Source organism: Paraburkholderia sp. JPY465 (assembly GCF_050436725.1).
Classification (GTDB): domain Bacteria; phylum Pseudomonadota; class Gammaproteobacteria; order Burkholderiales; family Burkholderiaceae; genus Paraburkholderia; species Paraburkholderia youngii.
In genome coordinates this window covers 3,645,662-3,660,942 of record NZ_JBNDMT010000003.1, presented here as the reverse complement: position 1 = coordinate 3,660,942, position 15,281 = coordinate 3,645,662, and the positions used below count along the sequence as shown (strand labels likewise).

Below are 15,281 nucleotides of genomic sequence, written 5' to 3'. Positions count from 1 at the left end.
GCCATGACCACTATGTCCCCGACCTCTATCACGCCCGAACATCTGCAGTACGTGCTGCGCCTCGCCGATACCGCGCTGATTCTCGGTCAGCGCAACGCCGAGTGGTGCGGCCACGGCCCGATCCTCGAAGAGGACATCGCGCTGTCGAACATGAGCCTCGACCTGATCGGCCAGGCGCGCCTGCTGTACACGCACGCGGCCGCGCTCGAGCAGCAGCTCACCGGCCGTCAGCGCAGCGAAGACGACTACGCGTACTTCCGCGCCGAGCGCGAATTCGCGAACTACACGCTCGCCGAGCTGCCGCACTACGGCCCGCTCGCCGGCACCGCGCAGGCGCAGAAGGACTACGCGGTCACGATCGTGCGCAACTTCCTGTATTCGACGCTGATGAGGCATCTGTGGGGCGCGCTGACGGGCTCCACCGACGAACAGCTCGCCGCGATCGCCGCGAAGTCGATCAAGGAAACGCAGTACCACGTGCATCACGCGGGCGAGTGGCTGATCCGCTTCGGCGACGGCACCGACGAATCGCACCGTCGCGCGCAGGCCGCGCTCGACTACCTGATGCCGTACACGTACGAGTTCTTCAGCGCGGACGCGGTGGAAGACGCGATCGCCGCGGCGGGCATCGGCCCGCGCACCTCGGCGCTGGAAGCCGCATGGCTCGACGACGTGCGCGCCACGCTCGACGCCGCCACGCTGACGCTGCCCGCGGCGCTGCGGCACGTGAGCACCGGCAAGCACGGCGAGCATTCGGAGCATATGGGCTTCGTGCTCGCCGAGATGCAGAGCCTTGCGCGCCAGCATCCGGGCGCGAGCTGGTGAGCCCGCGATGACGACCTCGACCGCCCCGCAGCCCGTGAACACCCCCGCCACGACCGCCGCCACCGATCCCGCGCTCACCCGCGCGTGGAGCGTGCTCGAAGCGGTACCGGACCCGGAGATCCCGGTGGTCTCGATCCGCGAGCTCGGCATCCTGCGCGACGTGCGACGCGCGGCGGACGGCGCGCTCGAAGTCGTGATCACGCCGACCTACTCGGGCTGCCCGGCGATGTCGCAGATTGCCGGGGACATCGGCCGTGCGCTCGAGGCCGCGCAGCTGACGCCGTACCGCGTGGCCACCGTGCTCGCACCGGCGTGGACCACCGACTGGATCACCGCCGAAGCGCGCGAAAAACTGCGCGTCTACGGCATCGCGCCGCCCACCGGCAACTGCGGTTCAGCCGCGACGTCTGCGCCACAGGAAAAAGTGCTGCGCTTCGTGCCACGCGCGCTGCCCGCACCGGCCTGCCCGCGCTGCGGCTCGGCACACACCGAGCGACTCGCGCAGTTCGGCTCGACCGCCTGCAAGGCGCTGTATCGCTGCCTCGACTGCCGCGAACCCTTCGACTACTTCAAACCGTACTGATATGGCCACCCCGCAATTCCATCCGCTGCGTATCCGCGAAGTACGTCCCGAAACCACCGATGCGGTGTCGGTCGCCTTCGAAGTCCCGCCCGAACTGCGCGACCAGTATCGCTTCACGCAGGGCCAGTTCGTCACGCTGAAGACGCATATCGACGGTGAGGAAACGCGCCGCTCGTATTCGATCTGCGTGGGTGTCACCGACTACGACCGCGACGGCGAGTTGCGCATCGGCATCAAGCGCGTGCGCGGCGGGCGTTTCTCGAACTTCGCGTTCGACACGCTGCAGCCCGGCCACACGATCGACGTGATGACCCCGGACGGGCGCTTCTTCACGCACCTGAACGCCGAACAGGGCCAGCAGTATCTCGCGTTCTCGGGCGGCTCGGGCATCACGCCGGTGCTCGCGATCATCAAGACGACGCTCGAAGTCGAGCCGCGCAGCACGTTCACGCTGGTGTACGGCAACCGCAGCGTCGACCAGATCATGTTCGCCGAGGAGCTCGAGGATCTGAAGAACCGCTTCATGAACCGCTTCGTGCTGTATCACGTGCTGTCGGACGACCTGCAGGACGTCGAGCTGTTCAACGGCGTGCTCGACCAGCAGAAGTGCGCAGCGTTCCTCGAACAGCTGCTGCCGGCCGACGCGATCGACGAAGCCTTCATCTGCGGCCCCGCGCCGATGATGGATGCGGCCGAGGCGGCGCTCAAGGCTGCCGGCGTGCCGCCCGCGAAGGTGCACGTCGAGCGCTTCGGCACGCCGCTGCCGCAGGCGGGTGTGCCGCCCGTCGAGATCACCGCGGACACGCCTGCGGCCGACCTCGAGATCGTGCTTGACGGCAAGCGGCGCAAGCTGCGCCTGCCGTATCAGGGCGTCAGCGTGCTCGACGTCGGGCTGCGCGCCGGTCTCGCGCTGCCGTATGCGTGCAAGGGCGGTGTGTGCTGCACGTGTCGCGCGAAGGTGCTCGAGGGCGAAGTGAAGATGGAAAAGAACTACACGCTCGAAGAACACGAGGTCCGCGACGGGTTCGTGCTGACGTGTCAGTGTCATCCGGTGAGCGACAAGGTCGTCGTCAGTTACGACGAACGTTGAGCCGGGAGCTTTCGTGGTCAGGGTGCGGACTCGCTTCGTGTAACGGCCGGCGCCGCTTTCGGCCGTTTCGCGATCCGCTTACACTAGGGGCCGCTCTTCGATCGGGACGTCGGTTTCCAGTCGGCGAGCGGCCTCTTTTTGTTACAGCTGCAAGCGTCACAGCAAGCCCTTGCCCATGAGCACGATTCATCTCACCAACGGAGACGTCGCCGCCGAGTCGCTGCGGAGCGCGCTGGCCCAGGCGGGCCGCGACGATCGCGTGCAGCCGTTGCGCGACGATCTGGCGGTCGGCCCGTTGCGCGGCGTCGACGACGCTCCGCACGTGCGTGCCGACTTCTGGGAACGCGTCAGCGCCGACCCGCAGCGCGACTTCGTGCGCGAGTTCCGCGAACAGGCCGCAGTGCTCGACGGCCTCGCGAGCGACACCGCGAATCTCGTTGTGTGGCATGGCGAAAGCGCGTCCGATCAGCTGATGCTGCGCCGCGTCTGCTACCTGGTGCGCAACAGCCCGCAGCGTTTGAATGAAGTGCGTCTGTCGATCGCCGACCTCACCGATCCGCAAGCGTGGGCGCATACTCGCAAGGATCGCGCGACATCGGTCGGCATGTTTGCGCCGGACGTATTGCAGGCACATCTGCCGGACGCCGCGCCGATTTCCGTGCTACGCATCAGCCGGCTCGCGCTCGAATGGCAGGAGGTCAAGCAGGCGAACGGCGAGACACGGCGCTGGCGTGACAACACCTTCACGAGCGGCAGCTTTGCCGAACTCGACACGCTGATCCTCGAACGCGCAACCGACGACTGGCAGTCCGCCGCGCGCGTCGCCGCCTATGTTATGACCGCCGAACTATGGTTTCTCGCCAGCGACAGCATCGTGCTGTGGCGCATGCACGAACTCGCGACGCAACGACGCATCCATCTGCGCGGCGACGCGAACGAATGGCGCTCGCTCGAACTGCGCGCGTCATCCGCTCCTTGCTCACCCCAATAAGACAAAAACAGACAACTATGGCCCGCACCCGAGCCCCCGACCACGAAACCCAACGCGAGCAGATCCTCGAACTGGCCGCCGCGAAGTTTGCGCAGACCAGCTATCCAAGCACGTCGATGGCCGATCTCGCCGCGGCGAGCGGCACCTCGAAAGCGCGCCTCTATCACTATTACGAGAGCAAGGAAGCGATCCTGTTCGACCTGCTCGATCGCTACACGAAGCGGCTGATGCTGATCATCGCCGAGGTGGAAGGGTCGAGCCAGCGGCGCGAACTGAGCGAGCGAGAAACCTTCGCGGAGCTGATCCGCGCGTTCCTGTCCGAGTATGAGACGTCGCACAGCCGGCACGTTGCGCTGCTGAACGACGTCAAGTATCTGGTCGATTCGCAGCGCGAGATCATCCTGAACCGCCAGCGCGACGTGGTCGCCGCGTTCGCCCGGCAGCTCGCGCGCGCCTACCCCGAACGCGCGACACGCGACAACCAGACCGCGCTGACGATGATGGTGTTCGGCATGATCAACTGGACCTTCACGTGGCTCAAGCCGGACGGCCGCATGGGCTATCGCGAGTTCGCAGAGCAGGTGGTCGGCATGGTCGAGCATGGTCTCGGCACCGCGCCGGCCAGGTGAGACGACGGTCCGAACCGATCCCGCGCCTCGGATGATGCAAAGCAACAACATTCAGACGAAGTATCTCAGCTCCCGGGATGCATGCGGCATGGTGTCACGTACGTGCGTTCATTTTGAATTCCCATTAAAAATCAATTAACTAAATTTAGGGCTCCAGCATTCCAGGTAATCACGTCAGTTTTTGGTACGGGTTTTCCCTAGTGAATGGCTTGGGTTTCCGCTAAAATCGGTTTTGCGGTGCACAACGCCGCCTGATTAAAAGGAGAACCCGACCATGAACACGCTTAGCCTTCGCACCACCGAGCCGATCGAGCCGAACGACCGCGCGTCGCTGCCTGCTGGACGCCCGCACGTTCTGGTCCGAGAACTCACCGCTGTCGATCGCGAACGCCTGCTCACGCACTTCCTCGCGCTTGACGAGGAAGACCGCCTGCTGCGCTTCGGCCAGGTCGTGCCGAACCACGTGATCGAAAACTACGTACGCACGATCGACTTCACGCGCGACACGGTGTTCGGCGTATTCAACAGCAAGCTTGAACTGAGCGGCGTCGGCCATCTGGCCTACCTGCCGGCCGAAGACAACAAGCGCACCGCCGAATTCGGCGTCTCGGTGCTCGAAAGCGCGCGTGGCATTGGTATCGGCTCGAAGCTGTTCGAGCGCGCCGCGATCCGCAGCCGCAACACGCATGTGACGACGCTGTACATCCACTGCCTGGCGCGCAACTCGACCATGATGCACATCGCCAAAAAGGCCGGCATGAAGATCGAGTACGCGTACGGCGAAGCCGACGCTTATCTCACGCTGTCGCCAGCAGATCAGTCGAGCATCCTCGCGGAAATGCTGCAGGAGCAGGCCGCCGTGTTCGACTACGCACTCAAGCGCCACGCGCGCCAGGCATCGCGACTGTTCGAGTCGTTCATGCCGGTGGCTGTCGCTGCCTGAATAATCGCTACGGGGACATGAGCTTGGGGCGGCCGCAAGGTCGCCCTTTTTTCTATCTGTACCAAATTAACGCGATGCGCAGGGCGTGACGCGTGAAGCCTACAAAATGGGCAGCGCTGTCGTTTCCTTGATCTTTTCGAGCGAAAAGCTCGATTTCACATCGATCACCGACGGATGGCGCAGCAACTGATCCTGCACGAAGCGCGAAAAGTGCGCCATGTCCTCGACCTGGACGCGCAGCAGGTAATCCATCTCACCCGTCATCGCGTGACACGCGACCACTTCGGGCCACGTCTGCACGGCCGCGCCGAACAGATCGGCGTGCGTAGCCTCGCCATGCGGACTGAACGCGCGACCGCCACCCTTCTCCAGCCGCACGTTGACATACGCAAGCAGGTCGAGTCCGAGACGCTGCGCGTCGAGTAGCGCGACGTAGCCGCGAATCACGCCGCTTTCCTCGAGCCGGCGAATCCGCCGCAGGCACGGACTCGGCGACAGATTGATCCGCTCCGCAATCTCCTGATTCGACAGCCGGCCGTTTTCCTGAAGGATCGCCAGAATGCGGCGATCGATCGCATCTATCTCGCTATTAGCCATGTTCTGCCACGTCTCGTTCGAATCGAGCCATAAAGTAGCTGAAGAGTAGCGATGTGCGATTAAGTTCGCAAGTTCTTGCCTCCATCGCAGTTCTACACTTGCCCTATCCGGTCGCGCTCAGCCGACCGTCCCGCGCGCTCACCGCCAGCGCGCCTCGGCAACCCCGTACATGGGATCGGAGACAGACAATGCAGGTTTCTACTTGGGAAAATCCGGTCGGCACCGACGGCTTCGAATTCATCGAATACACGGCGCCGGACCCGAAAGCGCTCGGCAAACTATTCGAACGGATGGGCTTCACGGCCGTCGCGCGACATCGTCACAAGGACGTGACGCTGTATCGTCAGGGCGACATCAACTTCATCGTCAACGCGGAGAAGCATTCGTTCGCGCAGCGCTTCGCGCGCCTGCATGGCCCGTCGATCTGCGCGATCGCGTTTCGCGTGCAGGACGCCGCGAAGGCTTATGCTCAAGCGCTCGAAAAAGGCGCTTGGGGATTCGACAACAAGACCGGCCCGATGGAGCTGAACATCCCAGCGATCAAGGGCATCGGCGATTCGCTGATCTATTTCGTCGACCGCTGGCGCGGCAAGAACGGCGCGGCGCCGAACAGCATCGGTGACATCGACATTTACGACGTCGACTTCGAACCGATTCCCGGCGCGAACCCCAATCCGGTCGGCCACGGCCTGACTTATATCGATCACCTGACGCATAACGTGCATCGCGGCCGCATGCAGGAATGGGCCGAGTTCTACGAGCGCCTGTTCAACTTCCGCGAGGTGCGCTACTTCGACATCGAGGGCAAGGTGACGGGCGTGAAGTCGAAGGCGATGACTTCGCCGTGCGGCAAGATCCGCATTCCGATCAACGAGGAGGGCTCGGACACCGCCGGTCAGATCCAGGAATATCTGGACGCGTACCACGGCGAAGGCATCCAGCACATAGCGCTCGGCACCAGCGACATCTACCGCACCGTCGACGGCCTGCGCGCATCGAACATTTCGCTGCTCGACACGATCGACACCTACTACGAACTCGTCGACCGGCGCGTGCCGAATCATGGCGAGCCGCTCGAGGAACTGCGCAAGCGCAAGATCCTGATCGACGGCGCACCGGACGATCTGCTGCTGCAGATCTTCACCGAAAACCAGATCGGCCCGATCTTCTTCGAGATCATCCAGCGCAAGGGCAATCAGGGCTTCGGCGAGGGCAACTTCAAGGCGCTGTTCGAATCGATCGAGCTCGATCAGATTCGCCGCGGTGTCGTGCAGGATAAGACCTGACCACGATGACTCGCGCCTGATCGGCGCGCGGAAGAAAAAAGGGCGAAGATCGCAGGATCCTCGCCCTTTTTCGTTTGCACGCCGCCGCTCTCTCCGAACCGGCGGCCGGTTGTCACAAGACGCGCGCGATGCGGCGCGTCAAGAATTCTGCCTGTACTCGTTGCTGCCGGTCGCACCGTCGATCGTTCCCGCCTGCGCTGGCGCGACCTGCGCCGTGCGAACGATCGCGTTCGACAGCGCCCCCGTGCTGCCCGGATTCGAGTGCATCGGCGCGCTCATCGCGAAGAAAGCGGCGGAAACCATCAGGAACGTCTGGATGTTTCTTGTGTGCATGCGTACTCCTTTTCTAACTACCCTGCTGTCCAGAAGCTGCGCAGAATGCGCAGCGATCGGCATCGCTCGCAGGCCGGGGATTAGACAGTGGTTTTCACTGCGGTTCCGCACGTTTGTAGGTTTTACAGCTTGTTACATGCCCAAGTGCAACCCAACTCGATTCCGCCGAAAATGCGTGCCAACTGTTGACAACCCGCAGCCAACTTGCCGCGAAACCATCTGAATTCAGACCGCGCACAGGCGATTTCTGATCTGCTGCGGCGGGTTTCCACCAGTGCTACCATCGCTTGAAACCCGTCAATATGACGACCCCGGCCCCAGCATTCACGAGATGCCGGGAGCCAGAAAAGTTTTGGTGATCCCAAGCTGAAGTGGAGGAGTACACATAATGAATGCCCCGCTAGACGCAGGTCAGCGAGCCTCGCTCGAAGCCGCGTTGTCTTCCGTCACGCTCGACGACAAATACACCCTCGATCGCGGCCGCGCTTACATGAGCGGCATCCAGGCGCTGGTGCGTCTGCCGATGCTGCAGCAGGAACGCGACCGCGCCGCCGGCCTCAATACGGCCGGCTTCATCTCCGGCTACCGCGGTTCCCCGCTCGGCGGACTCGACCAGTCGCTGTGGAAAGCCAAAAAGCATCTGTCCGCGCATCAGGTCGTGTTCCAGCCCGGCGTCAACGAAGACCTCGCGGCCACCGCCGTGTGGGGTTCGCAGCAGGTCAACCTGTACCCGAGCGCCAAATACGACGGCGTGTTCTCGATGTGGTACGGCAAGGGCCCCGGCGTCGACCGTTCCGGCGACGTCTTCAAGCACGGCAACTCGGCCGGCTCGTCGCGGCACGGCGGCGTTCTGGTGCTCGCCGGCGACGATCACGCGGCGAAATCCTCGACACTCGCGCACCAGTCCGAACATATATTCAAGGCATGCGGGCTGCCGGTGCTGTTTCCTTCGAACGTGCAGGAATATCTGGACTTCGGCCTGCACGGCTGGGCGATGAGCCGCTACTCCGGCCTGTGGGTCGCGATGAAGTGCGTGACCGACGTGGTCGAATCGTCCGCATCGGTCGATATCGACCCGCACCGCACCAGCATCATCCTGCCGGAAGACTTCGTGATGCCCGACGGCGGCCTGAACATCCGCTGGCCCGATCCGCCGCTCGTGCAGGAAGCGCGTCTGCTCGACTACAAGTGGTACGCGGGCCTCGCCTATGTGCGCGCGAACAAACTCGATCGCGTCGAAATCGATTCGCCGCATGCGCGCTTCGGCATCATGACCGGCGGCAAGGCCTATCTCGACGTGCGTCAGGCGCTCACCGATCTCGGCCTCGACGATGAAACCTGCTCGCGCATCGGCATCCGGCTGTACAAGGTCGGCTGCGTCTGGCCGCTCGAAGCGCAAGGCGCGCAGGCCTTCGCGCGCGGCCTCGACGAAATTCTCGTGGTCGAGGAAAAGCGCCAGATCCTCGAATACGCGATCAAGGAAGAGCTGTACAACTGGCCCGACGCGCAACGCCCGCGCGTGTTCGGCAAGTTCGACGAAAAAGACGGCGCCGGTGGCGAGTGGTCGGTGCCGATGGGCAACTGGCTGCTGCCGGCGCACTACGAGTTGTCGCCCGCGATTATCGCGAAGGCAATCGCCACGCGGCTGGACAAGTTCGATCTGCCGTCGGACGTGCGCGCCCGCATCGCCGCGCGCATCGCGGTGATCGAAGCGAAGGAAAAGGCGCTCGCGCGGCCGCGCGTCGAAGTCGAGCGCAAGCCGTGGTTCTGCTCGGGCTGCCCGCACAACACGTCGACCAACGTGCCGGAAGGCTCGCGCGCGATGGCCGGCATCGGCTGTCATTACATGACGGTCTGGATGGACCGCAGCACCAGCACGTTCAGCCAGATGGGCGGCGAAGGCGTCGCGTGGATCGGCCAGGCACCGTTCACGAACGATAAGCACGTGTTCGCCAATCTCGGTGACGGCACCTACTTCCACTCGGGGCTGCTCGCGATCCGCGCGGCGATCGCGTCGAAGGCGAACATCACCTACAAGCTGCTGTACAACGACGCGGTCGCGATGACCGGCGGCCAGCCGGTCGACGGCGTGCTGACCGTGCCGCAGATCACGCATCAGCTCGCCGCCGAAGGCGCGGCGAAGATCGTCATCGTCACCGATGAGCCGGAGAAGTACGCGGCGAACGTCGGCCTCGCGCCCGGCGTCGACATTCATCACCGCGACCAGCTCGACGACGTGCAGCGCCAGCTGCGCGAGGTGCCGGGCACCACGATCCTGATTTACGACCAGACCTGCGCGACCGAAAAGCGCCGTCGCAGAAAGCGCGGCGCGTATCCCGATCCGGCACGGCGCGTCGTGATCAACGAGGCGGTGTGCGAAGGCTGCGGCGACTGCTCGGTGAAGTCGAACTGCCTGTCGGTCGAGCCGCTCGACACCGAGTACGGCACGAAGCGCCAGATCAACCAGTCGACCTGCAACAAGGACTTCTCGTGCGTGAACGGGTTCTGCCCGAGCTTCGTCTCCGTTGAAGGCGGCCAATTGCGCAAGCCGAAGGCGGCGCCGGGCGCCGGCGCGGAAATGCCACCGGTGCCGGACCCCGAGTTGCCGTCCATCGAACGTCCGTACGGCGTGCTGGTGACGGGCGTCGGCGGCACCGGCGTCGTTACGATCGGCGCGCTGCTCGGTATGGCCGCGCATCTCGAGAGCAAGGGCGTCACCGTGCTCGACGTCACCGGCCTCGCGCAGAAAGGCGGCGCCGTGATGAGCCACGTGCAGATCGCGAACCACCCCGCCGACATCCACGCGACTCGTATCGCGATGGGCGAAGCGAGCCTCGTGATCGGCTGCGACGCGATCGTAACCGCCAGCGACGAATGCGTGTCGCGCATGCAGGCGAACCGCACGCGCGTCGTGCTTAACAGCGCGCACACGCCAACGGCCGAGCTGATCAAGAACCCGAACTGGCGCTTCCCCGGCAGCAGCACCGAAGCCGACGTGCGCGCCGCGGCCGGCGACGACAACGTCTCGGCCGTCGACGCAAATCACTTCGCGGTCGCGCTGCTCGGCGACGCGATCTACACGAACCCGTTCGTGCTCGGCTACGCGTGGCAGCGCGGCTGGGTGCCGCTCACGCACGAGTCGCTGATTCGCGCGATCGAGCTGAACAACGTGCAGGTGGAGAAAAACCGTGCCGCGTTCGAATGGGGCCGGCGTGCCGCGCACGATCTGGCCGCGGTGCGCAAGCTCGCGCAAACGCAGGGGCGCGGCGAGTCGGCCGACAACGCAAACGGCAAGATCATCGCACTGCATACGCCGAAGGCGCTCGACACGCTGATCGACAAACGCGCCGACTATCTGACCGCCTGGCAGAACAGTGCGTACGCGCAGCGCTATCGCGCGCTGGTGTCGCAGGTGCGGGCCGCGGAAGAAGCGCTCGATTCCGCCGACGGCCGAATGCCGCTGACCGAAGCGGTCGCGAAGAACCTGCACAAGCTGATGGCGTACAAGGACGAATACGAGGTCGCGCGTCTGTACAGCGACCCGGCGTTCATCGAAAAGCTGAACGCGACGTTCGAAGGCGACTGGAAGCTGCATCTGCATCTCGCGCCGCCGACGCTATCGAAAAAGGACGCGCACGGCCATCTGATGAAGAAGAAGTACGGTCCGTGGATGTTCCGCGCGATGCACGTGCTCGCGAAGCTCAAGTTCCTGCGCGGCACCGCGCTCGACGTGTTCGGCAACACCGAGGAGCGTCGCACCGAGCGCGCGCTGATCGGCGAATACGAGGCATTGGTGCGTGAATTGATCGGCGGACTGACTGCGCAGAAGCGCGATCTCGCGGTCGAGCTCGCGAATCTGCCCGACGGCATCCGCGGTTATGGGCACGTCAAGGAGAACAACCTGAAAGGCGTGCGCATCAAGTGGAACGAGCTGCTCACGCGTTGGCGTTCGTCCGATGCAGGCAAGACGACGCAGCACGCGGCCTGATCGACTCTGGCAGTTGAACTGAAAAGCGGCGGTCTTCACAGACCGCCGCTTTTTTTGGGGGGCGCAAAAAAACGCGCTACGGAACCGGAGTTCCGTAGCGCTTTTGCCGAGGCCGTCGCGTGCGCGTTACTTCGCGTTCACCGACTTGCGCGCGTTCGCCGAAGCGACCGCCGTCATGTTGATGATCCGGCGCACGGTCGCGGCCGGCGTCAGGATATGCACCGGCTTTTCCGCGCCGAGCAGGAACGGGCCGACCGTCACGCCCTCGCCGCCCACCACCTTCAGCAGGTTGTACGCGATGTTCGCCGCTTCGACGTTCGGCATGATCAGCAGGTTCGCTTCGCCGGCGAGCGTCGTGCCCGGGAACGCGGCCTTGCGGACCGCCTCCGACAGCGCGGCGTCGCCGTGCATTTCACCGTCGATTTCGAGCGACGGCGCGCGTTGCGTAATCAGCTTGCGCGCCGCGGCCATGCGCTGCGACGACGACGACGGCGCGCTGCCGAAGTTCGAGTTCGACAGCAGCGCGACCTTCGGCGTGATACCGAACTTCTCGATTTCGCGCGCGGCGAGCATCGTCATGTCGGCGAGCTGCTCGGCGGTCGGCACTTCGTTCACGTACGTGTCGCAGATGAACAGGTTGCGGCCCGGCAGCATCAGCAGGTTCATCGCGGCGAAGTTATCGACGTTGTCGGCCTTGCCGAGCACCTGCTCGATGAAGTTCAGGTGCGTGTGGTACTGGCCGATCATCCCGCAGATCATGCCGTCCGCATCCCCGAGATGCACGAGGATCGCGCCGATCAGCGTGTTGAACTTGCGCATCGCCGCCTTCGCGACGTCGGGCGTCACGCCCTCGCGCGCGCCGATTTCGTGATACGCCTGCCAGCTCTTGTGATAGCGCGGATCGTCTTCCGGATCGACGATCTCGACGTCTTCGCCGCACTTGAGCTTCGAGCCCATCTTCTTCAGACGCATCTCGATCACCGACGGACGGCCGACCAGGATCGGCTTCGCGATCTTTTCGAGCAGCACGAACTGCGCGGCGCGCAGCACGCGCTCGTCTTCGCCTTCCGCGAACACGATGCGCGCCGGCGCCGACTTCGCCGCCGCGAACACCGGCCGCATCACCATGCCCGAGCGATAGACGGTCGCGCCGAGTTGTTCGCGATACGCGTCCATGTCCTGGATCGGACGCGTCGCGACACCCGAATCCATCGCAGCCTGGGCGACGGCCGGCGCGATCTTGATGATCAGGCGCGGATCGAACGGCTTCGGAATCAGGTATTCGGGACCGAATTCGAGCGAGTGGCCTTCGTAGGCCTTCGCGACTTCATCGCCCTGGTCGGTTTCCTCGGCCAGCTCGGCGATCGCGCGCACGCACGCGAGCTTCATTTCTTCGGTGATCGTCGTCGCGCCCACGTCGAGCGCGCCACGGAAGATGAACGGGAAGCACAGCACGTTGTTGACCTGGTTCGGATAGTCCGAACGGCCGGTCGCGATGATGCAGTCCGGACGCACCTTGCGCGCTTCTTCCGGACGAATTTCCGGCTCCGGGTTCGCGAGCGCGAGAATCAGCGGCTGCGAGCCCATTTCGGCGACCATCTCCGGCTTTAGCACGCCGGCGCTGGAGCAGCCGAGGAACACGTCGGCGCCACGAATCGCATCGGCGAGCGAGCGCGCTTCGGTGTGCGCCGCATAGCGTTCCTTCGACGGATCGAGGTTGCCGCGCCCTTCGTAGATCACGCCCTTCGAGTCGGCGACGATAATGTTCTTCTTCGACAGACCGAGATTGACGAGCAGATCCAGACACGCAATCGCCGCCGCGCCCGCGCCCGAACAAACCAGCTTCACTTCGTCGAGCTTCTTGCCGACCACTTTGAGGCCGTTCAGGATCGCCGCCGACGCGATAATCGCGGTGCCGTGCTGATCGTCGTGGAAGACCGGAATCTTCATACGTTCGCGCAGCTTCTTCTCGATGTAGAAGCACTCGGGCGCCTTGATGTCCTCGAGATTGATGCCGCCCAGTGTGGGCTCGAGCATCGCGATCGCCTCGACGAGCTTGTCCGGATCGGATTCGGAGAGTTCGATGTCGAACACGTCGATGCCGGCGAACTTCTTGAACAGACACCCCTTGCCTTCCATCACCGGCTTCGCGGCGAGCGGGCCGATGTTGCCGAGGCCGAGCACCGCAGTACCGTTCGTGATCACGCCGACCAGGTTGCCGCGCGACGTGTACTTCTGCGCGTCGAGCGGTTCATCGTGAATCGCCATACAGGCTGCGGCCACGCCCGGCGAATACGCGAGCGACAAATCTAGCTGGTTCGACAGCGGCTTGGTGGGCGTCACCGAAATCTTGCCAGGTTTCGGATTCTGGTGATATGCGAGAGCGCTTTGCTTCAGTTGTTCGTCCATTTCTAGGCCTGCGAGACGTAAGTGATTGGGCCCGGCGCCCCACACCGTTGCGGCGTTTTCATCTGTCGAATGGATAGCCGACCGAGGCGGTTTTCGCACGCGCCCGGCAAGGCGCGATGGCTTACCTCGACGAAGACGGGACGATGTGGAGTGCTTCGCGGGTCGATCAGTGTACACCCCGGATGTGTCGATGCACTGAGTGGTTAACAGAACTCGCAATTGGCGAAACAGCCGCTATAAATGCAGAGTCGCTGCATCCGGCAGTGTTTTTGCGCCATGTGGCGGCGACACGCTCAATCGAGCTCGGCGCCGCGTCGTTCAGGGATCAGAAATAGTGTCGCGAAGATGTCGAGCAGATAAATCGACGCGAGCAGCGCGAGCGCCGCGCCGAACGAGTAGCGCGCCGCCAGCGCGCCCACCACCACCGGCCCAAAGCCGCCCACCGCGCGGCCGGCGTTGAACAGCACGTTTTGCGCGGTGGCGCGCGCATCGGTTGGATAGAGCTCCGAAATCAGCGCGCCATAGCCGCCGATCATGCCGTTCACGAACACCCCCATCGCCGCGCCGCCAATCAGCAACGCCATCGGCGTCGTCAGTTGCGCATAGACGAACACCATCACGACGGCGCCCGCCTGGTAGAACAGGAACGTCGGTTTACGGCCGAAGCGGTCGGCGGCGATGCCGAATAGCCAGATGCCGGCCGCCATGCCGAGAATCGTCGCGGCGGTCCATAGCCCCGATTTGGTCAGCGAATAGCCGAAGGTCTTCGACAGATAGCTCGGCAGCCAGATCATCAAGCCGTAATAGCCGAAGTTCTGCACCGAGCACAGGATCGTGACGCCGAGGCTCGCGCGCGTCGTGCGCGCATCGACGAACAGCAGTTTCAGCGGCAGCTTGCGCATGCCGCGCGCGACGCGCTGGTTGAAAAGCGCCGGCTCCTCGACGCGGCGCCGCACGAAGAACGATACGACCGCCGGCGCCAGCCCGAGCGCGAACATGCCGCGCCAACCGATCACCGGCAGCAGGAGCGGCGTCAGCAGCGCGGCCGCCAGCACGCCGAGCTGCCAGCCAAGCCCGACATACGACGACACCCGCGCCCGCTGCGACGCCGGCCACGCTTCGGCGACCAGCGTCATACCGATGCCGAATTCGCCGCCCAGCCCGATGCCGGCGATGGTCCGGTAGATCAGCAGGTCCGTGTAGCCCTGCGCGAGCGCGCACAGGCCGGTGAACACCGCGAAGATCAGGATCGTCCAAGTCAGCATGCGCACGCGGCCGAAATAATCGCTGAGCACGCCGAACAGCACGCCGCCCGCGACTGCGCCGATCAACGTCCATGTAACCAGCGCGCCAGCCTGCGACGAGCTTAGATGCAGATCGGCGGCGATCACAGGCAGCATGAAGCCGAGGATCAGCAGATCGAAGCCGTCCATCGCGTAGCCCAGCAACGACGCGAGCAGCGCGCGGCCCGCATGGCCCGGCTTGACGGCCGAACGGGTTTCGGTGGCGGAGGCAGAGGCGGGTGGGGCGGCGTTCATTGAAAGCATTCCGTTGGTCTGGGGGCGGCCGTGTGGGTTGCCGCCTGGGGAAAGTCGCGTGAGTGTAAA

12 protein-coding genes are annotated in these 15,281 nt (G+C 64.2%); 8 read left to right on the top strand and 4 right to left on the bottom strand.

Annotation, left to right across the window (positions count from 1 at the left end; all coding sequences use genetic code 11):
• Positions 1-12 precede the first annotated feature (12 nt).
• From paaC to QFZ94_RS31505, 6 genes are all read left to right on the top strand, one after another.
• Positions 13-825, top strand: coding sequence for a 1,2-phenylacetyl-CoA epoxidase subunit PaaC (gene paaC, locus QFZ94_RS31530; protein WP_429461963.1), 813 nt, complete (start codon positions 13-15; stop codon positions 823-825).
• A 7-nt stretch (positions 826-832) separates the two neighbouring features.
• Positions 833-1,408, top strand: a complete 576-nt coding sequence (gene paaD / locus QFZ94_RS31525; RefSeq protein ID WP_410849977.1) for a 1,2-phenylacetyl-CoA epoxidase subunit PaaD — start codon at positions 833-835, stop codon at positions 1,406-1,408.
• A 1-nt stretch (position 1,409) separates the two neighbouring features.
• Complete coding sequence (gene paaE / locus QFZ94_RS31520; RefSeq protein ID WP_429461687.1) at positions 1,410-2,498, top strand: 1,2-phenylacetyl-CoA epoxidase subunit PaaE; 1,089 nt, start codon at positions 1,410-1,412, stop codon at positions 2,496-2,498.
• A gap of 175 nt (positions 2,499-2,673) precedes the next feature.
• Positions 2,674-3,489 (top strand): DUF1835 domain-containing protein, encoded by an 816-nt coding sequence (locus QFZ94_RS31515; RefSeq protein WP_410852561.1) that lies wholly within the window; start codon positions 2,674-2,676, stop codon positions 3,487-3,489.
• 17 nt (positions 3,490-3,506) lie between these two features.
• On the top strand, positions 3,507-4,118 hold the full coding sequence (locus QFZ94_RS31510; RefSeq protein WP_368586392.1) for a TetR/AcrR family transcriptional regulator: 612 nt from the start codon (positions 3,507-3,509) through the stop codon (positions 4,116-4,118).
• A gap of 274 nt (positions 4,119-4,392) precedes the next feature.
• Entirely contained in the window at positions 4,393-5,061 is a 669-nt protein-coding gene (locus QFZ94_RS31505) for a GNAT family N-acetyltransferase (RefSeq protein ID WP_410852562.1), read from the top strand.
• A 99-nt stretch (positions 5,062-5,160) separates the two neighbouring features.
• Here the strand turns inward: QFZ94_RS31505 and QFZ94_RS31500 are convergent, their stop codons facing one another.
• Positions 5,161-5,658 (bottom strand): Lrp/AsnC family transcriptional regulator, encoded by a 498-nt coding sequence (locus QFZ94_RS31500; protein WP_013090779.1) that lies wholly within the window; start codon positions 5,656-5,658, stop codon positions 5,161-5,163.
• Between the two features lie 188 nt (positions 5,659-5,846).
• Here QFZ94_RS31500 and hppD point away from each other — a divergent pair, with 188 nt between their 5' ends.
• Positions 5,847-6,944 (top strand): 4-hydroxyphenylpyruvate dioxygenase, encoded by a 1,098-nt coding sequence (hppD, locus tag QFZ94_RS31495; RefSeq protein WP_368586390.1) that lies wholly within the window; start codon positions 5,847-5,849, stop codon positions 6,942-6,944.
• Positions 6,945-7,082: 138 nt separating this feature from the next.
• Here the strand turns inward: hppD and QFZ94_RS31490 are convergent, their stop codons facing one another.
• The gene (locus QFZ94_RS31490; protein WP_368586389.1) at positions 7,083-7,277 is read right to left on the bottom strand and encodes a hypothetical protein; all 195 of its coding nucleotides are present in this window, start codon (positions 7,275-7,277) and stop codon (positions 7,083-7,085) included.
• Between the two features lie 388 nt (positions 7,278-7,665).
• Between QFZ94_RS31490 and QFZ94_RS31485 the strand changes: the two genes are divergently transcribed.
• Positions 7,666-11,265: an indolepyruvate ferredoxin oxidoreductase family protein gene (locus tag QFZ94_RS31485; protein WP_429461683.1), complete on the top strand. Its 3,600-nt coding sequence runs from the start codon at positions 7,666-7,668 to the stop codon at positions 11,263-11,265.
• Positions 11,266-11,391: 126 nt separating this feature from the next.
• Here QFZ94_RS31485 and QFZ94_RS31480 read toward each other — a convergent pair whose 3' ends face one another.
• Entirely contained in the window at positions 11,392-13,674 is a 2,283-nt protein-coding gene (locus tag QFZ94_RS31480; protein ID WP_368586387.1) for an NADP-dependent malic enzyme, read from the bottom strand.
• A 293-nt stretch (positions 13,675-13,967) separates the two neighbouring features.
• The gene (locus QFZ94_RS31475) at positions 13,968-15,212 is read right to left on the bottom strand and encodes an MFS transporter (RefSeq protein WP_368586386.1); all 1,245 of its coding nucleotides are present in this window, start codon (positions 15,210-15,212) and stop codon (positions 13,968-13,970) included.
• Positions 15,213-15,281: the final 69 nt, after the last annotated feature.

Bases quoted from the DNA above. Each gene is read 5' to 3' on its own strand.
- QFZ94_RS31485 (WP_429461683.1), top strand. From the start codon at position 7,666: ATGAATGCCCCGCTAGACGCAGGTCAGCGAGCCTCGCTCGAAGCCGCG.
- QFZ94_RS31500 (WP_013090779.1), bottom strand. From the start codon at position 5,658: ATGGCTAATAGCGAGATAGATGCGATCGATCGCCGCATTCTGGCGATC.
- QFZ94_RS31480 (WP_368586387.1), bottom strand. From the start codon at position 13,674: ATGGACGAACAACTGAAGCAAAGCGCTCTCGCATATCACCAGAATCCG.
- QFZ94_RS31505 (WP_410852562.1), top strand. From the start codon at position 4,393: ATGAACACGCTTAGCCTTCGCACCACCGAGCCGATCGAGCCGAACGAC.
- hppD (WP_368586390.1), top strand. From the start codon at position 5,847: ATGCAGGTTTCTACTTGGGAAAATCCGGTCGGCACCGACGGCTTCGAA.
- QFZ94_RS31510 (WP_368586392.1), top strand. From the start codon at position 3,507: ATGGCCCGCACCCGAGCCCCCGACCACGAAACCCAACGCGAGCAGATC.
- QFZ94_RS31475 (WP_368586386.1), bottom strand. From the start codon at position 15,212: ATGAACGCCGCCCCACCCGCCTCTGCCTCCGCCACCGAAACCCGTTCG.
- paaC (WP_429461963.1), top strand. From the start codon at position 13: ATGTCCCCGACCTCTATCACGCCCGAACATCTGCAGTACGTGCTGCGC.
- paaD (WP_410849977.1), top strand. From the start codon at position 833: ATGACGACCTCGACCGCCCCGCAGCCCGTGAACACCCCCGCCACGACC.
- QFZ94_RS31515 (WP_410852561.1), top strand. From the start codon at position 2,674: ATGAGCACGATTCATCTCACCAACGGAGACGTCGCCGCCGAGTCGCTG.
- paaE (WP_429461687.1), top strand. From the start codon at position 1,410: ATGGCCACCCCGCAATTCCATCCGCTGCGTATCCGCGAAGTACGTCCC.
- QFZ94_RS31490 (WP_368586389.1), bottom strand. From the start codon at position 7,277: ATGCACACAAGAAACATCCAGACGTTCCTGATGGTTTCCGCCGCTTTC.